Source organism: Aeromonas sp. s11 (assembly GCF_040907945.1).
Taxonomy (GTDB): domain Bacteria; phylum Pseudomonadota; class Gammaproteobacteria; order Enterobacterales; family Aeromonadaceae; genus Aeromonas; species Aeromonas veronii.
Genome location: NZ_JBFOCU010000040.1, coordinates 80,336 through 103,263, shown reverse-complemented (window position 1 = coordinate 103,263; position 22,928 = coordinate 80,336). Strand labels below are relative to the sequence as shown.

The window sequence follows — 22,928 nt, the reverse complement described above, 5'->3', positions numbered from 1 at the left end:
TAAATAACTGATCCCAATAGTGCTACACCTTCGCTGTGCCATAGCCATTCCCCGGGAAAGGAGACACGGTATCCATGAAGTGTTTCACTCGGGCCAGCAGGTTTGCCATCCCTCTGCATTGATGATTGCGCGTGATGGTTTCATGTAACTTGTGCCATAGCCGTTCTATGTGATTAACCCAAGGGCTGTAAACTGGCTGGAACACCAGGCAGAACTTGGGATTCTTCTTCAACCATCGCTCGGTCTGTTTGCTTTTGTGAATGATGTAGTTATCGAGGATCAACGTGATGGTTTTGGCTCGTCGGTAGTGGTGGCGCAGCTTTTCCAGCATGGCAATAAACAGCGATGAGTTTTTCTTGATCCCGCTGACGTAAAGTACCCTTCCGTTGCCTGCGTGGAGAACGCCTGCCAGATAATGCTTGGCATTCTGCCCCGGTGTGACAACCCGCTTTTGCTGCGCTCTGAACATCCAGTCGGCTCCTAATTTGGGATTGAGGTCTATATCGACTTCATCCTCATAAAACACCGGATTATCGGCATCACAGCGGGCCAGCGCGGCGTCGATATTCGCCATTTTTTCCTGATAGGCTGGGTCTTTTATCCGCAAGGTCGGCACGGGCCTGCGCCAGACAATGCCCATACGAGGTAACCATCGGCGGAGCGTGGAGGCTGCCACATTGAGCCCTGTTAACCGATTGATTTTTATAGCCAATAGTTCAGTACACCAACGGCTGCGCTGATAACCAAAATCTTGCGGAGAAAACTGCATGAGCAGCACCAGTAAGGTGACAATCTTGGCGATAGGTAAGACTGGGGCACGGCCAGCCGGTAAGGCTTCTAGCGCATCTATGCCTTCATCTCGATACCACCGAAGCCAACGACCGATGGTCGAGCGCGCAGCGCCGGTAAGGTGATGAACATCGGTGATCGTGCGTCCTTCATGTAACAGCAAGATGGCCATCAAGCGACGAGCATGTCCTTTATCACGGGTGGCATGGATGATTTTGTGAATGCGGCGCCGTTGTGGTCGTGGCAGAGGTGGTAGGATAGGCATCAACTCAGTCCTTTGGGTGTGGCTTGTTTTGTTTAGCGACTAATCAGATCGCACAAACTGGACTGAGTTCCCTTCCTCCGGTGATCTACTATTCGGAACAGCTATTTAGCAATTGGCTACCTAGCTGAGCGGTGCGTTTCAAAACGGCATCACCGATGGGATGACCATAGGTATCATTTATTTTTTTAAAGTTATCAATGTCGATAATCGCCAATATATATTGGCTATTTTCTTTATGTAGAGTGGCGAGCTCCTCTTCCAAATGACGGCGGTTGTACAAGCCGGTTAATGCATCACGCAGCGATTTTTCTGTTTCGGCCTGCATTTTGTCTGAAATCATCACTATTTCATCCTCCAGCTCCTCTATACCAGCTAGCTTGGGGATAATAATTTGTTGCCCTGGAGGGGTGATACGCAATTGTCTAACAACTTGTACCAATGTGCTGATAGTATGCTCCAGACGTTGCCTGAAAATAATAGCAACCAGTGTGAATATCGATAATGATAATACCAGAGTGATAAATATAGTTGGCAGTATCTCACCAATCAAAATATTGCTCTTGAATGGAAATACGGTAATAACCAGCCACGATGGGTTGTTGTGAAGGGCGTGATATGAAATGAGATCACCATTTTTACTCATTAAGGTACCATTCCTGCCTTTCAATTCAGAAATCCATGGTTGGTCAAGTCGACTGCCGTTTTCCTGAGGGTCGCTGTGAGCCACAATCATCTTGCTGCCTCGGTCAAAGAGCATATATACAACATTGTTACTACTCTCCAGAATCCGCCCTATACGTGCTGAAAATACTTTCAAGTTCAGGTCGATGCCAATCACGCCAAGAAATTCCCCCTGGTTATTAAAAACAGCATGGGAAAGGGTGACGACCGGCATTTTTTCAATCGCGTCAATGTAAGGGGAACTCCAGATATTGATGCCGGGATGCTCGATAGCATTGCGGTACCATGGACGTTCCGACTCTTTGAACTCAATCGGGGTAGGATGAAGAGAGAAATTGATATGCTTGTTATCCTGAAGCATGTAGTACACGGTTTTTATTGGGCCATCAGGGTAAAGAAGGTATTGCCAAATGTCGCGATAACGTTGTTTTAATTCCGGGGGAAGATCTCCATTATTCTCAGTAATGTCGGCAATGATGATATTTATTTGCCTCTCAACCGAAGAGAGTGAGTTATCCCATTGCTGCGCAGTACTATCGTTAAAAAATCTGGCGGTGCTTAGCAAGGTGTTTTTCTGCATAACAGAAAAAAGGTACGCACTACCCAATGTGGTCAAAACAAGTGGCAGCGCAAGCAGCAAAAGAAAACGGAGAATAAAGCTGTGATTGGAGTTTGCAGCAGTGGAGGTTTGCATAGTCACGACGCCTATATAACTTTACGCCATCTAACCATAGCCCATGGGCATCGTGACACACATACACACCAGTCTGGGGAGTCGGCTTAACGCTCCTGTTGAGATTTCAGCAGATCACGGATCTCGGTCAGCAGCTCCTGATCCTTGGTCGGGCCTGCCGGGGCGGCGGCTTCTTCTTCCTGCTTTTTCTTGAGGGTGTTGATGGCCTTCAGTCCCATGAAGATGGCGAAGGAGATGATCAGAAAGTCGATGATGGTCTGGATGAACTTGCCATAGGCGATGACCACGGCGGGTGTTGCACCTTCTGCGGCTTTCAGGGTGACCGCCAGGTCGCTGAAGTCCACGCCGCCCAGGATCAGGCCGATGGGCGGCATGATCACGTCACCGACAAAAGAGGAGACAATTTTGCCGAAGGCGGCACCAATGATGATACCGACCGCCATATCGATGACGTTGCCGCGGGCGGCAAAGGCTTTGAACTCTTGAATCAGACTCATTATTTCCTCCGAAATTAAACAAGATAGCGCGTTGATTACCCTTGCCAAAGGGCGAACTCTTGTCAGGAAAAACAGAGGCTAAGCCGCGTTGTTCCTGTCGTCCTGACTAGCTTGCGGGCGTTATGAGTCCTTGGCAATCGGGGGGAGCCATTTTTTTGGTACAAAGTGATATTAATTTTTTGGTAAGTAGCTGGTTGAATGATGAGCTGTGCTGCTGTAGTTTGCTGGGTCGATTCATTCATACCACGTGAGTAAACAAGTGAAGTATTTACTACTGGGAATGATGCTTTTGTGCACATTTGCTGCCAGAGCGGGGATGGATACCCAAGCCTTGAAACAGACCATCACGGCCCGGCTGGGGGTCCCCGTCTATCTGGTTGAACCGACCCCGATCGCGGGGTTGTATATGCTGGGCACCTCGCAGGGGGTGCTCTACAGCGATGCCAAAGGGGATTATGTGGTGCAGGGGGTCATGCTGGATATGACCCGCGACATGAAGAACCTGACCATCTCGGGTATGCGCGAGCAGCGCCGACTTGGCTTGGCACAGGTGGCCCATGCCCCCATCGTGCTCAAGGCTCGGGATGAGCGTCACCGGGTTGCGCTGTTTCTCGGTGAGCAGGATGCCAAACGTCGTCAGCTCTCCGGCACCTTGCAACACCTGCAGGCATCCGGGGTGAGCGTGGCACTCTATCCGGTGATTGATCACGCCGAACGGGCCGCCGACTGGTGCAGCGATCCCCTGCTGCAAAATGATCCGTTAAAAGCCTATTTGCCTCAAACGGCATGTAGTGAGACCCTTATCCAAAATATTGGCCTGAGCCAATGGTTGGGGGTCAAGGTACTGCCGGCCTGGGTCTCCTCCGACGGGGATCTGGTGCGCGGGTATCAGAGCCCCGAACAGCTGCTCAAGATACTGGATCATATTGATGTCCCTGCAAATCCGTCGTCGTCCGCGAGTTGATGATTCCCATCTGCCTGCCGCCCTGCATCCCCTGCTTCGCCAAATCTTCGCCAGCCGTGGCGTAGAGGATCCCGCCCTGCTGGAGCGCAGCGCCAGCCAGCTGTTGCCGCCCCAGCGCCTTTATGGGATGGAGCAGGCGGTGCCGCTGCTGGCGGATGCCCTGACCGCCCAGAAACGGATCCTGATTGTCGGTGACTTCGACTGCGACGGCGCCACCAGTTCGGCCCTGTGTGTGCTGGCCCTGCGCGCCATGGGGGGTCGCCACATCGATTTTCTGGTGCCCAACCGCTTCGAGTTTGGCTACGGCCTCACCCCCGAAATTGTCGAGCTGGCTGTGGCCCGTGGCGCCGAGTTTCTGATCACGGTGGATAACGGTATCTCCAGCATCGCTGGGGTGGCGGCAGCCAAGGCGGCGGGCATGCAGGTACTGGTTACCGATCACCATTTGCCGGGTCAGGAGCTGCCCGACGCCGATGCCATCGTCAACCCGAACCAGCGCGGTTGCGATTTCCCCTCCAAGTCGCTGGCTGGGGTAGGGGTGGCCTTCTATCTGATTGCGGCCCTCAACACCCATCTGCGTCAGCTTGGCTGGTACGAACGGCAAGGGTTGCTCGCCCCCAATGTGGCGGATTACCTCGATCTGGTGGCCCTCGGCACGGTCGCCGACGTGGTGGCGCTCGATGGCAACAACCGCATCCTGGTTCATCAGGGGTTGCAGCGGATCCGGGCCGGGCGCTGTCGCCCCGGCATTCAGGCGCTGGTGGATGTGTCGGGCCGCGATGGTCGCCGCCTCACCGCCGCCGACCTCGGCTTTGCGCTGGGGCCGCGCCTCAACGCGGTAGGGCGCCTCGATGACATGTCCCTCGGGGTCGCCTGTCTGCTCTGCGATGACCTTAATCTGGCGCGCCAGCTTGCGGCCGAGATGGACAGCCTCAATCAGGAGCGCAAGGAGATCGAGCAGGGGATGCAGCAGGAGGCCCTCGCCACCCTGGAGCAGATCCGGTTTCGCGATGGCGAGGTGCCGTCGGGCATAGTGCTGCACCGGGACGAGTGGCATCAGGGGGTGGTGGGGCTGGTGGCTTCCAAGGTGAAGGAGAAGTACTACCGCCCGGTCATTGCCTTTGCCGAGAGCAGCGAGAGCGAGCTCAAGGGCTCCGGCCGCTCCATCCCCGGCGTGCACCTGCGCGATGCACTGGAACTGCTCGATACCCGCCATCCGGGCCTGATGGGCAAGTTTGGCGGCCACGCCATGGCGGCGGGGTTGACCCTGCCCAAGGCCAATATCGAGGCCTTCGGTCGGGCTTTTGAGGCAGTCATCGGCGAGCTGGTGACCCCTGAGCTCTTGACCGGGGTGCTGCTCACCGATGGCGAGCTGCTGCCCGATGAGCTGAGTCTGGAGCTGGCGGAGCTGATCCGCGCCTCTGGTCCCTGGGGTCAGGCCTTTCCCGAGCCGCTGTTTGACGGCGAATTCGTGCTGGTGCAGCAGCGGCTGGTGGGTGAGAAGCACCTCAAGATGATGCTGACCACGGATTCCGGCCATGCGGTGGATGCCATCGCCTTCGGGGTCGATCTCAAGCGCTGGCCCGATGCCTCGGTCAAGCGGGTGCGGCTTGTCTACCGGCTTGACGTCAACGAGTGGCGCGGCAACCGCAGTGTGCAGCTGCTGGTGGAGCATCTGGAAGCCGCCGGCCTCTGACTCCCGCGAGTCTCTCTTGCTGCCGATGACGGCCACCTCAGGGTGGCCGTTTTTTTTAATGATGTGAACCCGGATTTTGTCGTTGACCCGTCTATTGCTTCACAGTTTAAGCTTCCCTTCATCGGGTCACGGACCCCTCAGCGAGTGTTGTCATGAAAATATCCGAACTGGCCCGGCGCTGCGGCCTGGCCCGCTCCACCCTGCTCTATTACGAGAAGCTGGGGGTGATTGCGGGAACGAGGGGCGCCAACGGCTATCGCCACTACGACGATGAAGATCTGCAGCGACTGCAGATGGTGCAGGCCCTGCATGCCGGCGGGCTCAGCCTCAAGCAGTGCCTCGCCTGCCTGGCGGGCGAGCTAGAGCAGGCAACGCTGGAAGCCCGGGTCAGGGAGCTGGATGAGGAGCTGGCGCGGATGCAGCGCGCCCGGGATCTGCTGGCGGATCTGGCAGGGCTGCGCCCGCGCTCCGGTGAGGAATTCAAGGCCTGGCAGCTGCAACTGCAGCGCGAGGCACCGGAGGCCTACTTCGCGTGGGTGATGAAACAGGGTTTTAGCGAGAAAGATCGCTACCACTTGCAATGGTTGAGCAAAGACATGAATGAACATGAGCGTTACATCAAGGACTTTATCCAGCTGCTGGATGGCATGAGTTACTGGGGGCCGGGGGATCGCGCCTTCACTCAGCAGCAGTTTGCCGACTTGCCCATCCGGCCGCGCCGTATCCTCGACATGGGCTGCGGGCGCGGTGCCTCGACCATGGCGCTGGCTCAGGTGACCGATGCCGACATTGTGGCCATCGATCTGGAAGAGGAGGCACTGGACGCCGTGGCGCACTCCGCCCGTGCGGCGGGCTTTGAGCATGTCTCCACCCTCTGTGCCAACATGGCGGCACTGTCGGACGATCTGGCCCCGGCCGACCTCATCTGGGCAGAGGGGAGCGCTTACGTGATGGGGGTTGCCAATGCACTGAAGGCGTGGCGCCCGTTGCTCGCGAGCCCGCAGGCTTGCATCGTGCTCAGTGATGCGGTCTGGCTGACCGATAACCCGCCCGAGGAGGCATTGGCATTCTGGCAGCAGGATTATCCCGCCATGCAGACGCTGGCGGGCCTGCTTGAGACGGTACAAGCGGCAGGCTACCGCTGCCTGTCACACACACCCTTGCCGATGAGCGCCTGGAACAACTATCTGGACCCTATCGAGGTCAATCTGGTGCGCTATCGAGACGAGCTGGGGGAGAGTGCCGCCTGGCAGGACTTGAGCCGGGAAGTAGCCATCCACCGCCAATATCTGGGCAGTTACGGCTATGTGATCTGCTGCCTGCAGGCGATGTGAAGAGGATGGCTATTGCCATTGAGGGTGAGCCAGTGATCGGACGGGGGAGCAGATGCTCCCCCATTTGTTTTAGTTTTTAAATGCCAAGTTCAGTGATAATTGAGTGTTTAGTGCTGATTTGCATGATTAGGTGAATATCAAAATCCAATAAAGCGATGGCTTGTGATATATTTATCCCCGCATTCCTGTCATCCCTGAAGGAGCTCGATCCTTGCCTCTTGCCAGTCGCTTACCCCCAAGCCGCATACAGCACTGTGCAATGGCCTTTGCCATCGCCTGCATTCTGTGGCTCGCTGCTTTTGCCGCAGCTGGGCTGAGCGCCGTTTCGCAGGGGCCATCTGCCGGGGCGACGGCGGGGATGGCACTGCAAGACCCGATCAACCAGCGTCTGGTCGACACGGTCGGCTTGCTGCCGGGCAACCAGTGGCGCCACGGGGTCGAGCAGGGGCGGCGGTTGGCGAAGGAGCGGGAAGGCCATCTCTATCAGATGCTGCTGGCCTGGTTCCAGTACGACATCCTCGGCCTGCTCTGTGGCCTGCTGTTCTTTGTGCCGCTGATCTATGTCAGACAAGCTTGTGGCCACGTTGGCTATCTGCATAAACGGCAACTCTGCGGCCACCATTTGCAATTTCGCTTCTGTCACGGCGACTAGCTCACCCTGCTGGCGGACGCTCATCCACATTTTCACACGGCTTTTAACGCTCCCGATTGACTGACGGGGCAGGCTGACACCTGCAGCCTGCGCTCTATCGTCCGGAGTTGCGTCCGCGCTTTCTGTTGTTTCGTCCATGCTGCTGGCCATCGGCCAGAGGCAGACTTTCTCTTTGCGCAAACACCTGGTGAGCACACTTATGGACTACTACCTCAACCTGTTTATTCATTCAATCTTTGTCGAGAACCTCGCCCTAGCCTTCTTTCTGGGGATGTGTACTTTTCTGGCCGTCTCGAAGAACATCAAAACCGCCTTTGGCCTTGGCATGACGATCCTGGTGGTGATGGTGATCGCTATTCCCCTCAACAACTTGATTTACCGTCATATCTTGCGGGCAGGCAGTACCTTTTTCGGGGAATTCGATCTGGGATTTCTCGATTACATCATCTACATCGGGGTGTTGGCGGCGCTGGTGCAGGTGATGGAGATGGTGCTCGACAAGTACGCTCCGGCGCTCTATCAGGCGCTCGGCATCTATCTGCCGCTGTTGACGGTGCACTGCGCCATCTTTGGCGGGGTGATGTTTATGGCGCAGCGGGATTACGATTTTGTCGAGTCGCTGGTCTACAGCGCAGGCTCGGGGCTTGGCTGGCTGCTGGCCATTGTCGCCATGGCCGGGCTGCGCCAGAAGTTGAAGTACGCTGATGTACCCGAGGGGCTGCGGGGCATCGGCATCACCTTTATCGTGGCGGGGCTGATGTCCCTTGGTTTCATGTCCTTCTCCGGCATGTCTCTGTGAGGGGATGACATAAAAAAACGAGGCGCCTGCGGGCGCCTCGTTGTTTATCAGGGATTGCGGATGGCCATTACAGCTCGCGGGCCCAGGGGTGAGCCTTGGGGCGCAGCGCCAGCGCCAGACCCAGCAGCAGCACGGTCAGACCGTAGAGGGGCCAGCTGCCAAAGCGCATGTAGGGGGTCTCGCCGTGGGCGGGACGCACCTCGCTGCGCAGCACACCCGCTTCAAACTGCGGGATCTGGCCGATGATGCTGCCGTCGATCTCTGTCACGATAGTGATACCGGTGTTGGTGTCCCGCAGCAGCGGACGAGCCAGCTCCAGCGCGCGCATCCGGGCGATCTCCATATGCTGCCAGGGGCCGATACTGGTGCCGAACCAGGCGTCGTTGGAGACGGTCAGCAGGAAGTCGGTATCGGCATTGACGTTGCGGCGTACCTCCTCCGGGAAGATGATCTCGTAGCAGATGGCGGCGGCAAACTTGAGCCCCTTGGCGATCAGGTTTGGCTGCACTTCGTCACCCCGGCTGAATGAGGACATCGGCAGGTTGAAGAAGGGGGCGATGGGGCGCAGCAGAGCTTCAAACGGCACGAACTCGCCGATGGGCAGCAGGTGGTACTTGTTGTAGCGGTTGGAGTGGTTGTAGAAGTAGGACTCCTTGCCATCCGCATCCTGCACCCCCATGCCGAGCACGGTATTGTAGAAGCGCTGTTGCTGCTCGTCGTAGTGGATGATCCCCGCCAGCAGGCCGGTATCGTTCACCTTCATCGCCTTGTCCAGATTCTCCAGATAGGGGCCCATCGCCTTCTCTATGGCCGGGATCGCCGACTCCGGCCAGACGATGATGTCGGCATCCTGATTCTCGCGGCTCAAGTCCTGATAGGTGCGTACCGTGGGGGCCAGCGCCTCCGGATCCCACTTGAGGGACTGGGCAATATTACCCTGCACCAGTGCCACCTTGACCGGCTCGCCACGGGTCACCCAGTTGAGTTGCATCAGGCCGTGAGCACCGGCAACCAGCAGGGCAGGCACCGCCAGCCAGAGCGGGGAGCGGGATTTCCACACCAGCCAGATAGCGGAAGCGGAGAACAGCAGAGCAAGGGTGATGCCTTGCACCCCGAGAATGGGGGCAAAGCCCTTGAGGGGACCGTCGATCTGGCTGTAGCCAAACCAGAGCCAGGGGAAGCCGGTCATCACCCAGCCGCGCAGCCAGTCAGCCACCAACCAGAGGGCCGGGAAGGCGAGCTGCCAGCGGCTCCAGTGACGGCCGCCAAAGAAGCGGGCAAAGACCCAGCAGGCGAGCGTCGGGTAGAGTGCCAGATAGGCGGAGAGCCCGGCCAGCAGCACAAAGGCGACCGGCAGCGGGATGCCGCCAAACTCGGTCATGCTGACGTGGATCCACCACAGCCCCGGCAAAAAGAGTCCCATGGCGTAGCCAAAACCGCGCCAGGCGGCCTGTTTCGGCGTTGCTTTGTCCAGCAGGGCGTAGAGGCCAAGCAGGGAGGGGATCACCAGCGGCCAGTAGCCGAAGGGGGAGAAGGCCAGCACGGCGATGGCACCAGAGGCCAATGCACTTAGGCTTAACAGAATTTTGGAAGTAAAAGGGGATAATCTCACGGGCGATGGTGCTCGTCTTGGTGTGCAACTGGGGTCGAATGGCCGGTATCTTAACCTGTAAGCGGGGCAACGGCGAGCCTCGATGCCGGTGGCAGAGAGCACAACGCCCCGAGGTCGGGGCGTTGTTTCACACATCGAGCGGATCTGCCTATTGCGGCTCGGATTGCGCCGCCGCGTGGTGCTCGGGGATCTTCACCTGCAACTGCTGCAGACGACGCCGGTCGGCATGCATCACCTTGAACAGGTAGCCATCCAGCTCGATCTCCTCGCCCTTCTTGGGCAGGTGGCTGAATGCGTGCATCACCAGACCGCCTACCGTATCCACCTCTTCATCGCTGAATTTGGTGCCGAAGAAGTCGTTGAAATCCTCGATCTCGGTCAGGGCACTGATGGAGAAGACCCGCTTGCTGAGGCGGCGGATTTCGTCTGGCTCATCCTCGATGTCGTCAAACTCGTCGTCGATCTCGCCAACGATCAGTTCCAGTATGTCTTCGATGGTCACCAGACCGGAGACGCCACCAAATTCGTCGACCACGATGGCCATGTGGTAGCGCTCTTCACGGAACTCCTTGAGCAGACGGTCAACCCGTTTGCTTTCCGGCACGATCACCGTGGGGCGCAAGATTTTCTCGAGATGCAGCGGCTCGCTGGGGTGATGGCCGCCAAACCCGAAGGGGAGCAGGTCCTTGGCGAGCAGAATGCCCTCCACATGATCCTTGTCCTCGTTGATCACCGGGAAGCGGGAGTGGCCGGACTCGATGATCACCGGCAGGATTGCATCCACCGGCTGGGACTTCTCGATGGTCACCATCTGGGAGCGGGGGATCATGATATCGCGCACACGAAGATCAGCGATCTCCAGCACCCCCTCGATCATGTCCTTGGTGTCCTGATCGATGAGGTCGCGCTCTTCGGCATCGGCTATCACGTCTACCAAATCATTGCGGTCTTTTGGCTCGCCCTGGAAGAGTTGGCTGAGTTTGTCGAGCCAGGTTTTCTTCGGCGAGCCGGTACTAGGGTGATCGTCGGTCATTTTCTCTCTTGGTTACTCGTATGAACACACTTGAAATAGTTCGGGTTATATAAGGATGGCCATCTGCTGTTTCAAGACGATGACCATCCGGTTCTTTACTCTTCGTCGTTCAGATAAGGATCGGCAAAACCGAGCTCCTGCATGATGTCGCGCTCAAGCGCTTCCATCTCTTCGGCTTCCTCATCCTCGATATGGTCATAACCTAGCAGATGCAGACTGCCGTGCACAACCATGTGGGCCCAGTGGGCCATCAGGGGCTTGTTCTGCTCCTCGGCCTCGCGCTCTACCACCTGACGGCAGATCACCAGATCGCCGAGCAGCGGCAGCTCCAGACCGGGCGGCGCCTCGAACGGGAAGGAGAGCACGTTGGTGGGCTTGTCCTTGTCGCGATAGGTGAGGTTGAGCTCGTTGCTCTCCGCCTCATCGACGATACGCACCGTCACTTCAGCCTCCTGCTGGAAGCCGAGAATGGTGCCGTCGAGCCAGCCTTGCAGCTGGGCTTCGGTGGGCAGGCCGTCAGTGCTGGCACTGGCCAGTTGCAGATCCAGGGTTACGCTCATTGCTCACTCTCTTTGCTGGCGTTTGTTTGGCCGGCTACCTTCTCGGCTGCCTGTTTGGCATCGAATGTCTCGTAAGCCTGCACGATACGGGCCACCACCGGGTGGCGCACCACGTCTTTGGACTCGAAGAAGTTGAACGACAGACCATCGACCCCTTGCAGCACTTCCAGAGCATGGCGCAGGCCGGATTTGGCGTTGCGCGGCAGGTCTACCTGGGTGATGTCGCCGGTGACCACCGCCTTGGAGTTGAAGCCGATCCGGGTCAGGAACATCTTCATCTGCTCGGTGGTGGTGTTCTGGGCCTCATCGAGAATGATAAAGGCGTCATTGAGGGTTCTTCCGCGCATATAGGCGAGCGGCGCCACCTCGATGATGTTGCGCTCCATCAGCTTCTCGACCCGCTCAAAGCCCAGCATCTCGAACAGGGCGTCGTAGAGCGGGCGCAGGTAAGGATCCACCTTCTGGGATAGATCCCCGGGCAGGAAGCCGAGCTTCTCCCCCGCTTCCACCGCCGGGCGAGTCAGCAAAATGCGGCGAATTTCCTGACGCTCCAGCGCATCCACCGCCGCCGCGACCGCCAGATAGGTCTTGCCGGTACCGGCCGGGCCTATGCCGAAGCAGATGTCGTGGCGCACGATATTGGCGATGTACTGGGCCTGATTTGGGCTGCGTGGTTTGATGAGACCGCGCTTGGTCTTGACCGTCACCTCCTTGCCATAGGGGATGCTAGGCGCCGGTTCGTCATCCTGCTCCAGCACCCGCGACTCCTGAATGGCCAGATGGACCATGTCGGGAGTGATATCGGTCACCTTGCCACCCTTGAGGGGCTGGGTTTCCACATAGAGGTGCTTGAGGATGACGGCGGCGGCATCCAGCTGGGCCGGTTTGCCCACCAGCTGGAAGTGGCTGTCACGGTAGCTGATCTCGACGCCGAGGCGGCGCTCCAGCTGCTTGATGTTGTCATCGAAGGGGCCGCACAGGCTGGCAAGGCGCTGGTTGTCGGCGGGCTCCAGATGCAGATTCAGGGTCGAGATGTGTCGGCTCAAAATATCCTCGTCTCAAGGCGCTCCCCATCCGCCGGGCGAATGGGGAGGAGGGGATTAATGGGGTGTGAAAGCGGCCACGCCCAGCTCGTCCGGTACGTTATCCGGGCGACGGGCCAGGATTTCGCTCGGTGCGGTGGCGATCCGCAGGTTCATCTCGCTCTCGCCGCGGATGAACTTGCCGCGCAGGGAGTTGGGACGCACCTCGGTGATCTCCACGTCGGCAAAGCCGCCGATCAGGGTGTGCTGGCCTTCGAAGTTGACCACCCGGTTGTTCTCGGTGCGACCACACAGCTGCATCGGATCGAGCTTGGAGGGCCCTTCCACCAGGATGCGCTGGGTGGTGCCCAGCATGGCGCGGCCAATCTGCATCGCCTGGTTGTTGATGACGTGCTGCAGGCGGGCCAGACGGGCTTTCTTCACTTCCATGTCGACATCGTCGGGCATGTCGGCGGCCGGGGTGCCCGGGCGCGGGCTGAAGATGAAGCTGAAGCTCATGTCGAAACCCACATCCTCGATCAGCTTCATGGTGGCCTCGAAATCCTCATCGGTTTCGTTCGGGAAGCCAACGATGAAGTCGGAGCTGATGGTGATGTCGGGACGGGCGGCACGCAGGCGACGGATCTTGGATTTGTACTCCAGGATGGTGTGCGGGCGCTTCATCATGGTCAGAATACGGTCGGAGCCGCTCTGCACCGGCAGGTGCAGGAAGCTGACCACTTCCGGGGTGTCTTTGTAGACTTCGATGATGTCGTCGGTGAACTCGATCGGGTGGCTGGTGGTGTAGCGAATGCGATCGATACCGTCGATGGCGGCTACCAGACGCAGCAACTCGGCGAAGGTGCAGATGCCGCCATCAAAGGTCGGGCCGCGGTAAGCGTTGACGTTCTGGCCGAGCAGATTCACTTCGCGCACGCCCTGCTGGGCGAGCTGGGCGATTTCGTAGAGCACGTCGTCCAGCGGTCGGCTCACCTCTTCACCGCGGGTGTAGGGCACCACGCAGTAAGTACAGTATTTGGAGCAGCCTTCCATGATGGAGACGAAGGCGGTGGCCCCTTCGGCGCGCGGTTCGGGCAGGCTGTCGAATTTTTCGATCTCGGGGAAGGCGATATCAACCTGGGCACCACGGCCCTCTTGCACTTCCTTGATCATGGCGGGCAGGCGATGCAGGGTCTGCGGGCCGAACACGATATCCACATAGGGAGCGCGCTGGCGGATGGCATCGCCCTCCTGAGAGGCAACGCAGCCACCCACGCCGATCACCAGACCGGGCTTGTTGGCCTTGAGCTTTTTCCAGCGTCCCAGCTGGTGGAACACCTTCTCCTGCGCTTTTTCGCGGATGGAGCAGGTATTGAGCAGCAAGACATCTGCCTCTTCGGGCTCTTCGGTAAGGGTGTAGCCATTGCTGGCATCCAACAGGTCGGCCATTTTGGACGAGTCATACTCGTTCATCTGGCAACCCCAGGTTTTAATGTGAAGTTTCTTGCTCATTGCTTCTCTTGACTTGTTTTGAAATCGGCATGGTCAAAGGACCGCGCATTTTACTCCGCAATCTGGATACTGCCTAGCTAATATCCAGCTGGCAATGGTGCTCACCCGATACCTGTTGCCAGCAAGCTCAATAAGCTTTCTCCTTGATTTGACGCAGCAATTCCCCGTTTGTCTCACTGTTTATCAGCCGCCCTTGCGCTATCATGCTGCCATCCGGTTCACGTCCGGGCGCTGTCGCCGGACGCACCCTTTCAGGAATAAATGTATGGAACAGTGTGATATCGCCATCGTCGGCGCCGGCATGGTGGGCGCCGCCACCGCCTGTCTGCTGGCGGCTCAGGGCCTCTCGGTGCGGGTCATCGAGACCCAACTGCCGGAGCATTACGAGCCGGAGCAGCCGCTGGATCTGCGGGTCTCTGCCATCAGTCAGGCCTCGGTGGCGCTGCTGGAGCAGGCCGGTGCCTGGCACCATCTGCAGCAGATGCGGCTCTGCCCCTACCGCCGACTGGAGACCTGGGAGCTGGACGGTTTTGCCACCCGCTTCAATGCCGCCGATCTCGGTCTGCCCCAGCTCGGCTACATCATCGAAAACCGGCTGGTGCAGCTCGCCCTGCTCAAACGGATGGAGGATTTCCCCACCATCCAGACCCACACCCCGGCGGCGGTGACCAGCCTGCGCCAGAGTGCAGATGAAGCTGTGCTGACTCTGGACGACGGCACCGAGCTGGCGGCCCGCTGGGTGCTGGCTTGCGACGGCGCCGAATCCCACACCCGCAAGCTGGCGGGTATCGGCGTATCGCGCTTCGAGTACCGCCAGCACTGCATGCTGATCAATATCGACACCGATTTTGCGCAGGAAGATATCACCTGGCAGCAGTTCACCCCGAGCGGCCCGCGCGCCTTCCTGCCGCTGCCCGGTCAGCACGGCTCTCTGGTGTGGTATGACAGCCCGGCCCGGATCCGGGCGCTGGCAGCCATGAGCAATGAGGCGCTCGCCACCGAAGTGCGCCGCCACTTCCCGAGTCGGCTCGGCGGGTTCACCGTCACCGGCAAGGGGAGCTTCCCGCTGGTGCGCCGCCACGCCAACGACTATCACGCCGGTCGGGTGGTGCTGCTTGGCGATGCTGCCCACACCATCAACCCGCTGGCGGGGCAGGGGGTCAACCTCGGCTTCAAGGATGTGGCCTGCTGGGCTGATCTGCTGCAAGGAGCTGGCGCCGACTGGCATCAACCGGCGTTGGCCGAGCGTTACGAGCGACGCCGTCGCCCCGACAACCTGCTGATGCAGTCGGGAATGGATCTCTTCTACGGGGTGTTCAGCAACGAGATTGGCCCCCTCAAGCTGGCCCGCAATCTGGCCCTCAATCTGGCGGACAAGGCGGGCCCGCTCAAGGAGATGGCGCTGCGCTATGCACTGGGGCTGGTTTGACAGGTAGAAACCAGATAACACGGGCTGAATGCGCGAAGGAGCAAAGGTGATGAACAAGGCTCTGCTGGTGATCGACTTTATCAACGATATTGCCCATCCCGACGGGCGCATTGCCGCCTCCGCAGCCCACGTGGTGGAGCAGGATGCCATTGCGCATGCCAATCAGGCGCTGGCCCATGCCCGCACCCATGGCTGGCTGGTGGTGCTGATCAAGGTGGGCTTTGACGGCGGCTATCAGCTGCAACCCAAGGGGTCTCCCATGTTTGGTCGCGCTCACCAGTTCGGCGCGCTGTCGCTTACCGACCCAGGCACCGATTTTCACCCGGATCTGGATGTGCAGCCCGGCGATCTGGTGCTGGCCAAGCCCAGGGGCAGCCCCTTCTATGGCACGGCGCTGGAGCCTGCGCTGCGGGCCAATCACATCGACCACCTCTATCTGTGCGGGGTGAGCACCAGCTGGGCCATTCAGGCGGCAGCGCGGGATGGTCACGATCGCGACTACGCCATCACCATTCTGGAGGATGCCTGCGCCGCCGCAGATGCCACCGAGCATCACACCTCGCTGCGGATGCTGAGTCGCATCGCCGAGATCATCAAGGTGTCCCGGCTGGCTTGACCCTTAACGCAGGCTGCGCTCGATCACCGTTTTGAGATTGACTCAGCGGCTCCCTGTCGGGCCGCTGCGCTTTTGGGCAACATGATTGTCGGGCAAGATAGTGCTCACATGGATAACAACAAGGATGGACAGATGCGTTATCAGGGACGGATCGCGAGCTGGAACGAGGCGCGCGGCTTTGGATTTATTACGCCGGAGCAAGATGGCGCCGAGCAGGCAACCAATGGATCACGCAGTGCGGGGCTGTTTGTGCATGTTACGGCGCTGCAATCAGATGGCCGGGTGCCAGAGCCGGGGGAGCGTGTCACCTATCTGATCGGCAGTGGCCAGGATGGCAAGCCAAGGGCGTTACAGGTCTTTTTCCCCGATCGCCCGCTCACGTTGGCGGATGTAGTGCCGTCGGCCGCAACATCAGCCACAAGGTCAGCCGCACAATCAGCGGCGCCATCGTTTCGGGCGGCAAGTCAGCCGCCACGCCACACCTCGACCAGAGAGAGAAGTAACCCCTATCGACGTCGCAAGAGCAGCTGGAGTGGCAAATTGATCCCTCTGCTGGTGCTCGTCGGCCTCTTTTCCATCTATTCCCGTTTCTCGGCCGAGTCGATGGCACCATTGCCGGTCTCCTCTTTCAATCAGGAGGAGGTCAGTACGCCACAGGCAACGACCTTTATTCGCCAGTGTGATGGTCGGCAGCATTGCTCCCAGATGACCTCCTGCGAGGAGGCAACCTGGTTTTTACAAAACTGCCCTGGTACCAAGATGGATGGGGAAGGAGATGGCATCCCCTGCGAAAATCAGTGGTGCGGTCATTAAATGTGACTTATCAGATACATATGCTCATGATGTGCTCTTGTGATCCGGACCTGGGAAACTGGCCTGAAACCTTGCCGGATAGTGTTCGATGGTGAAATTTGGTCTCAGTTGGCTAAGTGGAAATTGGGTGCTTTACTCTATCTGCTGACTTTATTGTTAATAGATGGCGGTATGCCACTTTTGCCACAGGATGGCCACCATGGCGGATGATATACAGAAGCGGCAGAGTCACTTCGCCGAGCGAGCCCATCATCTGGCTGCGCTGCTGGATTCGCTGGAAGACCAGATATCGGTGATAGATCGGGATGGCGTGATCCATTACACCAATCTCGCCTGGGATCTGTTTGCCGAGCAAAACGGCATGCCCAAGGGATATAACTGGATTGGGGTCAATTACATGGGGGCTTGTGACGATGAAGCCGAGCCCTCGGGCTTGGCTGCCGTGGAGGGGATCCTCCGGGTTATCCGTCATCAGCAGGATAAATTCTATCTGGAATACCCCTGCCACAGCCCCGACACCCAGCGCTGGTTTATGATGCGAGTAGCGCCGGTACCCGGGCTTGATGCCGAGTATTTTTCCATCGCCCATATCAATATCACCGAGCGCAAGCTGCTGGAGCTGGAAGTTGCCAGCCTCTCCCAACATGATCCCCTGACCGGACTGGCTAATCGGCGGCTGTTCAACAGTTTTTTGCATAACGAGTGGCGGCGCAGCATGCGGGAACATACCCCGCTCTCCCTCATCATGCTGGATCTGGATAACTTCAAGGCGTGCAATGACCATCTTGGTCATCAGATGGGGGATGGCTCCCTCCAGCTGGTGGGCCATCTTCTGCAGTCCTTCTGCCAGCGTCCGGCGGATCTGCCCTGCCGTTTTGGTGGTGACGAGTTTGCCCTGATCCTCGGCAATACCGATCGAGATGCGGCCCAGCGGATTGGAGAGGAGATCCGCCAGGCCATCAACGATCTCGACATCGTGGTGGCAAATAATATTCAGCTTAGCGCCAGCATTGGCATTGCCACCTACACGGCTGAGCAACCGCTGGAGGGGGAAGGGGCGTTGCTGGCCGCGGCCGATGCGGCGCTTTATTGCGCCAAGGGGGCGGGTAAAAACCGTAGTCACTGCGCCAGTTGTTGAGCCGCATTACCGCTTTTGTCCTGCATGCGCCCCCTTGATGGGGGCGCACTGTTTTTTGGCTGGTTACGGTGTTAGCTACCAGCGAGCGCTGGTTTCAGCGCTCGGGTGTGGCCGACACCGGCAGGGGATGGCTGGCGATCACCTGCTTGACGAAGTGATCCCGGATGGGGTCGGCAAAGTCCGGATTCCATACCATGCTGACTTCCCACTCGGAGCTGGGACCAGAGAGAGGATAGAGGGTGACATCGGGCCCTGCGATAAAGCTGACGCTGCGTGGCAGGATGGCGTTGCCGATGCCCGCCGCAACCAACGCCACCAGCGTCTGGATATCTTCGGCCTCCTGGACCATGCCGGTCAGCCGATTGGCGCCGAGAAAACCGGCGATCTGCTGGCTGAGCCCGGGGCAGCGGTGGCCCACCATCTGCAACAGGGGTTGACTGGTCAGTGCCTGCTGGACGTCGAATGCGGCCGGGTCTGGCTCGGTCATCCGTGTCGGCACCGCCAGCACCAGCCGGTCGATCAGCAGTCTGTGCTCCTGTAACTGCGGCACCTGAGGTCTGCGCATAAAGCCAAGCTGCAACTGGCCGGAGAGCAGCTGCTCCTGCTGGATGGCTGAGGGCATATCCTGCAGATGGACCATCACGTCCGTGACCTGCTGTTTGAAGCGGGCCACCAGCGCAGGGGCCAGTGCGAAACTCGACAGACCGAAGCCAATTTTGAGCCGACCGGCTACCCCGCTCGCCACCGCCAGTGCATGGCTCTCGAACTCCCGACCGTGCTCGACCAGCGCACTCGCCTGAGTGAGTAGCTGGGCACCGAGCGCTGTCAGCTCGGCGCCGTGGCGGCCCCGCTTGAACAGGGTGCAACCCAGTGTCAGCTCCAGCCCCTGGATCTGCTTGGTGAGGGCCGGCTGGGTGATAAAGAGGCGGCTGGCCGCTTCCCGGTAGTTGGCGGTCTCGGCCAGCATCACAAACGCCTGCAGTTGCCTCAAGTCAAATTTCATTCCAATTGGTTATCCAAAGTGGTGATTTATTGATTATAAATTATCTAATCGCCTTGTTCTAATGGCTCGGCAAGGGGGGAATCGCCCTCCTCTGAACCGGAACAAGGAGCCATATCATGTCCACTCAACGTTATCTTTTTTTGATCAAGAGCACGCTGGTGCTGGCTCAGCCGTTGGCGGCCCCGGAGACGGGGGAGCTGCTCGCCAGCCTGCTGCAACAGGGTTTTGTGGTCGGCCCCTTGCAGGTGTGGGCTGGCAGTACCGAGCAGGCGCTCGCCTGTTATGAACGTGCCGCCCAGCAGCAGGCTTTTGCCGATGCGTTGCAGGGAGCTGAGCCAGAGCTTACGGGAGTATCGGAATGATTACCGGCATGAGTCGCGAACCGGGCGGTTGTATGAGCGGCACCAAAACCGTGGCAGTCGCCGCCCTGCTGCTCGATATGGATGGCACTCTGGTCTGCTCGACCGACGATGTGGAGCAGGTATGGCGGATCTGGTGTCGTGACCATCAGCTGGAGCCCGAGCCGGTGCTGACGATGTGCCACGGCATGCGCTCGCGGGAGGTGATCTGGGCGCTGGCCCTGCAACTGGATGTGGAGCGCGAGGCGGCGCGGCTCGACGAGCTGGAGATGCTGTATACCGGGGGCGATGCCATCGCTGGGGCTGGTGAGTTGCTGCGCCGCTTGCCGCCACAGTGCTGGGCCATCGTGACCTCCGCCAGTGAGCGGGTTGCCCGTCACCGTCTGCGTTGTGCCGGTTTGCCGCTGCCCCACGTACTGGTGGGGGCCGAAGCAGTGATCAATGGCAAACCCGATCCTGAACCCTATTTGCTGGGAGCCAAACGGCTTGACGTGTCGCCCGATTGTTGTCTGGTGTTCGAGGATGCCCCGGCCGGTATCGAGAGTGCCCTGCGTGCCGGTTGCACTGTGGTGCAGGTAGGAGGCGATGCGCCGCTCAATCCGGCGGTGGTGGGGGTGATCCGCGATTGGCGCGAGGTGAAGGTGGAGATTGGAGAGACATCCCTGCTGGTGTCGCTGCCCGCCTGAGCGGTGGATAGAGCGTATTACGATCGCAGATTGCGGTATGATCCAGCGCCATCAACACTGTATGTCGCAATAAAAACGCCCCCGAGATGCGGGGGCGTTTTGCTATCTCAACGGTTATTTGAAAACGCGGAAACGGGTAGCGTCGTCGATAAAGGTTTTGTCACCGGCCGGTTGCTTGATGCTGCCAAAGGGCATCTGGGCGCGCAGCAGCCAGCTGGCGGGCAGGTTCCACTCCTTGCGTACCGCCTCGTCGATCAGCGGGTTGTAGTGCTGCAGGGAGGCACCGACTTTCTCCTGCGCCAGCGTCGTCCAGACCGCAAACTGGGCGATGCCGGTGGCATGTTCCGACCAGATGGGGAAGTTGTCGGCATAGAGGGCGAATTTTTGCTGCAGATCCTTGATGACGTCGGTGTCTTCGAAGAACAGCACGGTACCGAAGCCTGCGCGGAAGCTGCCATCTACCTTGGCCTCACTCTGGGCGTAGGCTTCCGGCGGCACAATCTTTTTCAGCTCGGCTTTGACGATATCCCACAGCTTGTGGTGTTGGGCGCCAAACAGGATGACGGCGCGGGAGCTCTGGGAGTTGAAGGAGGAGGGGCTGTGTCTGATGGCATCCTGGATCAGGGCCGTCAGCTGCTCCGGCGTATGGGAGACCTGGTCGCCCAGGGCATAGATGGTACGACGTGCTTTGATCTGCTCGATAAACGGACTGCTCATAACATCTCCTTTGCTTGATAGTCACCGGGCGCCAGCCTTGTGGCCAGCCATCCCCTGCTGTTCAAGCTATAGACTATACCACCCGATCATCTTCCGGGCGTTTACATGTAGTGGTGACACTTTCAACTGAGGGTTAACACCCCGCACATAGGCGATCCTGCTGCTCCCCAGTGAACGGGGTTGAGGCGCGCTGAACTGTCAGCCCATCTGAGATTGCGCCACCCAACCCTGCGCAGGTGACAGGAGCTGTCCGATCGCCAGTAGTTGGGGTGGGGCTGCGACAGCCTCCCGCCCCTGCCGAGGGACACGCCATATCTGTGAAATAAAAAATTTCGTGTGGTTATTCAAGAGATTGAATTCGGGCTTGCCGGTCACGCCTATTGCCGGGTTTCAAGTGAAAATCTACTTGCCGCTAGTCACCCACTGGTTTGCTGCCTGCCGGTTTGTATAGTGCAGAGGAAATTAATCAGATTGGACAGGAGTACCCATGGAGATGAATTCGCGTGCTCTTCGCGCACTGGCACTGCTGGGCGCCTTGCTGGCTGGCAGCACGACCGTGTACGCCTCCGAGACCCTCAATACCATTTTGGGTGGCGGCGCAGGTGGTGTGGCGGGCACCATGATTGGCAAGGAGCTGGGTGGCGATACCGGTGCGCTGGTGGGGGCTGCGTTGGGCGGTGCTGCCGGTGGGGCTGCGACGGCCAACAAGGGCAACAAGAATGAAGCGGCCCTTGGCGGCGCTGTGGGGGCGCTGGGCGGTGCCGCCATCGGCAAGAGTGTCGGTGGCGATACCGGTCAGCTGATCGGCGCTGGGGTCGGCGGGGCGAGCGGTTCGGCCATCGGTGCCAAGACCGGCGATGGCCACAAGAGCCAGGATCGCTATTACGATGATGACGATGATCATCACCATCACAAGCACCACAAGAAGTACAAAAAGCATAAGAAGCACAGATGGCACGACGACGATTGATGTGCGCGCAGTGAGTGCGAAAGATGCAAAACGGGGCCTGTTGGTCCCGTTGTGCATTATGTGGTGACTCGATCGTGCAGTCACACCAGCCGGTGCTGGCGGCGACCGGCGGCAAAGGCGTTGATGTTGTCGATCAGCTGATCGGCCAGTCGCTGCATCGACTCCTCGCTGGCCCAGGCCACATGGGGGGTCAGAATGAAGTGGGGGTATTGCAGCGCCTTCATCAAGGGATGGTCGGGAGGCGGCGGTTCGACGCTCGCCACATCGAAACCGGCGCCACCGAGGCGACCGTTGGCCAGCGCTTGCAGCAGCGCCTCCTCATCCACCAACCCACCGCGGCCGACGTTGATCAGCAGGGCGCCCGGTTTCATCAGATCCAGCTCCCGCTCGCCAATCAGGTTGCGGGTGTAGGGGGTGAGCGGGCAGTGCAGGCTGATGACGTCCGAGCTTTGCAGCAACTCGTCGAGGGGCAAGCGATCCTCGTCGTGACTGGCGCCGACCTGGCTCTGGGCGTAACGCACTGTCATCCCCATCCCTTTGGCCCGCTCGCCGAGCGCCTGTCCCAGAGTTCCCTTACCGATGATGCCAAGCTGCTTGCCGTGCAGATCCATGATGTTGTGGTCGAAGAAGCAGAACTGGCCGCTCTGTTGCCAGCGCCCCTCCAGCAGCGACTGGCGCCAGCAGAAGAGGTTGCGCGACAGGGCCAGCATCAGCGCCATGGCGTGCTCCGGCACCGAGGGGCCAGAGTAGTTGCGGATATTGCACACCCCGACATTGGCGGCGCGGCACGCCTCCAGATCCACGTTGTCGCTGCCGGTGGCGGCCAGGGCGATGAGTTTGAGCTCCGGCAGCTGGGCCAGTTCGGCGGCGCCGATCCGTACCTTGTTGATGATGGCGATGCTGGCATCTTTGAGCCGTTCCACCACCTGTTCCGGGGGAGTACTTGGATAGCTCTGCCAGTGGTGGGGGAAGTCGGGGTGATGCAGGGTGATGCCCGCATCCAGGGTATCGCTGTCGAGAAACACAATCTGCTGCATGGGCCTTCCTGCCATTGTTCAGGTTCGAGAGGCCATGATGCCAAAGAGGA

The 22,928-nt window shown here is 59.2% G+C and carries 23 protein-coding genes; 12 read left to right on the top strand and 11 right to left on the bottom strand.

Annotated elements, in window-relative coordinates; all coding sequences use genetic code 11:
- Positions 1-22: 22 nt before the first annotated feature.
- The 3 genes from AB5Y84_RS11815 to mscL form a co-directional block, all read right to left on the bottom strand.
- Positions 23-1,054 (bottom strand): IS630-like element ISAhy2 family transposase, encoded by a 1,032-nt coding sequence (locus AB5Y84_RS11815; protein WP_001809438.1) that lies wholly within the window; start codon positions 1,052-1,054, stop codon positions 23-25.
- An 88-nt stretch (positions 1,055-1,142) separates the two neighbouring features.
- Positions 1,143-2,429: a diguanylate cyclase gene (locus tag AB5Y84_RS11810; RefSeq protein WP_368176999.1), complete on the bottom strand. Its 1,287-nt coding sequence runs from the start codon at positions 2,427-2,429 to the stop codon at positions 1,143-1,145.
- 86 nt (positions 2,430-2,515) lie between these two features.
- Complete coding sequence (gene mscL, locus AB5Y84_RS11805) at positions 2,516-2,926, bottom strand: large-conductance mechanosensitive channel protein MscL (RefSeq protein WP_005335147.1); 411 nt, start codon at positions 2,924-2,926, stop codon at positions 2,516-2,518.
- Between the two features lie 316 nt (positions 2,927-3,242).
- Between mscL and AB5Y84_RS11800 the strand changes: the two genes are divergently transcribed.
- The 5 genes from AB5Y84_RS11800 (at position 3,243) to nqrE (ending at position 8,371) form a co-directional block, all read left to right on the top strand.
- Entirely contained in the window at positions 3,243-3,890 is a 648-nt protein-coding gene (locus tag AB5Y84_RS11800) for a disulfide isomerase DsbC N-terminal domain-containing protein (protein WP_005335146.1), read from the top strand.
- Positions 3,856-5,586 carry a single-stranded-DNA-specific exonuclease RecJ gene (gene recJ, locus AB5Y84_RS11795; RefSeq protein ID WP_368176998.1) on the top strand — a complete coding sequence of 577 codons (1,731 nt, stop codon included), beginning with the start codon at positions 3,856-3,858 and terminating at the stop codon, positions 5,584-5,586. Before AB5Y84_RS11800 ends, recJ begins: the two co-directional genes overlap by 35 nt.
- Before the next feature lie 152 nt (positions 5,587-5,738).
- The gene (locus AB5Y84_RS11790; protein ID WP_368176997.1) at positions 5,739-6,920 is read left to right on the top strand and encodes a MerR family transcriptional regulator; all 1,182 of its coding nucleotides are present in this window, start codon (positions 5,739-5,741) and stop codon (positions 6,918-6,920) included.
- Positions 6,921-7,179: 259 nt separating this feature from the next.
- Positions 7,180-7,572 carry a hypothetical protein gene (locus tag AB5Y84_RS11785; RefSeq protein ID WP_064335663.1) on the top strand — a complete coding sequence of 131 codons (393 nt, stop codon included), beginning with the start codon at positions 7,180-7,182 and terminating at the stop codon, positions 7,570-7,572.
- Positions 7,573-7,771: 199 nt separating this feature from the next.
- Positions 7,772-8,371 carry an NADH:ubiquinone reductase (Na(+)-transporting) subunit E gene (gene nqrE / locus AB5Y84_RS11780; protein ID WP_368177003.1) on the top strand — a complete coding sequence of 200 codons (600 nt, stop codon included), beginning with the start codon at positions 7,772-7,774 and terminating at the stop codon, positions 8,369-8,371.
- 67 nt (positions 8,372-8,438) lie between these two features.
- Here the strand turns inward: nqrE and lnt are convergent, their stop codons facing one another.
- From lnt to miaB, 5 genes are all read right to left on the bottom strand, one after another.
- Positions 8,439-9,983, bottom strand: a complete 1,545-nt coding sequence (gene lnt, locus AB5Y84_RS11775; RefSeq protein ID WP_368176996.1) for an apolipoprotein N-acyltransferase — start codon at positions 9,981-9,983, stop codon at positions 8,439-8,441.
- A gap of 148 nt (positions 9,984-10,131) precedes the next feature.
- The gene (gene corC / locus AB5Y84_RS11770; RefSeq protein ID WP_368176995.1) at positions 10,132-11,016 is read right to left on the bottom strand and encodes a CNNM family magnesium/cobalt transport protein CorC; all 885 of its coding nucleotides are present in this window, start codon (positions 11,014-11,016) and stop codon (positions 10,132-10,134) included.
- 95 nt (positions 11,017-11,111) lie between these two features.
- Positions 11,112-11,576: an rRNA maturation RNase YbeY gene (ybeY, locus tag AB5Y84_RS11765; protein ID WP_368176994.1), complete on the bottom strand. Its 465-nt coding sequence runs from the start codon at positions 11,574-11,576 to the stop codon at positions 11,112-11,114.
- Positions 11,573-12,622: a PhoH family protein gene (locus AB5Y84_RS11760; RefSeq protein ID WP_368176993.1), complete on the bottom strand. Its 1,050-nt coding sequence runs from the start codon at positions 12,620-12,622 to the stop codon at positions 11,573-11,575. The genes ybeY and AB5Y84_RS11760 overlap by 4 nt, the downstream gene beginning before the upstream one ends.
- A 54-nt stretch (positions 12,623-12,676) precedes the next feature.
- Positions 12,677-14,110 carry a tRNA (N6-isopentenyl adenosine(37)-C2)-methylthiotransferase MiaB gene (gene miaB / locus AB5Y84_RS11755; protein WP_005335132.1) on the bottom strand — a complete coding sequence of 478 codons (1,434 nt, stop codon included), beginning with the start codon at positions 14,108-14,110 and terminating at the stop codon, positions 12,677-12,679.
- A 265-nt stretch (positions 14,111-14,375) separates the two neighbouring features.
- On the opposite strand from miaB, the gene AB5Y84_RS11750 reads away from it, so the two are divergent.
- From AB5Y84_RS11750 to AB5Y84_RS11735, 4 genes are all read left to right on the top strand, one after another.
- Positions 14,376-15,539, top strand: coding sequence for an FAD-dependent oxidoreductase (locus AB5Y84_RS11750; protein WP_368176992.1), 1,164 nt, complete (start codon positions 14,376-14,378; stop codon positions 15,537-15,539).
- Positions 15,540-15,588: 49 nt separating this feature from the next.
- The gene (locus AB5Y84_RS11745) at positions 15,589-16,155 is read left to right on the top strand and encodes a cysteine hydrolase family protein (RefSeq protein WP_368176991.1); all 567 of its coding nucleotides are present in this window, start codon (positions 15,589-15,591) and stop codon (positions 16,153-16,155) included.
- Positions 16,156-16,287: 132 nt separating this feature from the next.
- Positions 16,288-16,968 (top strand): excalibur calcium-binding domain-containing protein, encoded by a 681-nt coding sequence (locus AB5Y84_RS11740; RefSeq protein WP_368177002.1) that lies wholly within the window; start codon positions 16,288-16,290, stop codon positions 16,966-16,968.
- Between the two features lie 199 nt (positions 16,969-17,167).
- Positions 17,168-18,106, top strand: coding sequence for a diguanylate cyclase (locus AB5Y84_RS11735; protein ID WP_368176990.1), 939 nt, complete (start codon positions 17,168-17,170; stop codon positions 18,104-18,106).
- 94 nt (positions 18,107-18,200) lie between these two features.
- On the opposite strand, the gene AB5Y84_RS11730 is transcribed toward AB5Y84_RS11735, so the two are convergent.
- A complete protein-coding gene (locus tag AB5Y84_RS11730; protein ID WP_368176989.1) occupies positions 18,201-19,109 on the bottom strand; it encodes a LysR family transcriptional regulator in 909 nt (302 codons plus the stop codon).
- Positions 19,110-19,225: 116 nt separating this feature from the next.
- On the opposite strand from AB5Y84_RS11730, the gene AB5Y84_RS11725 reads away from it, so the two are divergent.
- Together AB5Y84_RS11725 and AB5Y84_RS11720 are read left to right on the top strand one after the other, a co-directional pair.
- A complete protein-coding gene (locus tag AB5Y84_RS11725) occupies positions 19,226-19,471 on the top strand; it encodes a hypothetical protein (RefSeq protein WP_368176988.1) in 246 nt (81 codons plus the stop codon).
- A gap of 32 nt (positions 19,472-19,503) precedes the next feature.
- The gene (locus AB5Y84_RS11720; protein ID WP_368177001.1) at positions 19,504-20,154 is read left to right on the top strand and encodes an HAD-IA family hydrolase; all 651 of its coding nucleotides are present in this window, start codon (positions 19,504-19,506) and stop codon (positions 20,152-20,154) included.
- Between the two features lie 114 nt (positions 20,155-20,268).
- Here the strand turns inward: AB5Y84_RS11720 and AB5Y84_RS11715 are convergent, their stop codons facing one another.
- Positions 20,269-20,871: a nitroreductase family protein gene (locus AB5Y84_RS11715; protein WP_005348028.1), complete on the bottom strand. Its 603-nt coding sequence runs from the start codon at positions 20,869-20,871 to the stop codon at positions 20,269-20,271.
- Between the two features lie 487 nt (positions 20,872-21,358).
- Here AB5Y84_RS11715 and AB5Y84_RS11710 point away from each other — a divergent pair, with 487 nt between their 5' ends.
- Positions 21,359-21,841, top strand: a complete 483-nt coding sequence (locus AB5Y84_RS11710) for a YMGG-like glycine zipper-containing protein (RefSeq protein WP_021229759.1) — start codon at positions 21,359-21,361, stop codon at positions 21,839-21,841.
- A gap of 80 nt (positions 21,842-21,921) precedes the next feature.
- Here the strand turns inward: AB5Y84_RS11710 and AB5Y84_RS11705 are convergent, their stop codons facing one another.
- Complete coding sequence (locus AB5Y84_RS11705; protein ID WP_323897021.1) at positions 21,922-22,878, bottom strand: D-2-hydroxyacid dehydrogenase; 957 nt, start codon at positions 22,876-22,878, stop codon at positions 21,922-21,924.
- Between the last annotated feature and the right edge of the window lie 50 nt (positions 22,879-22,928).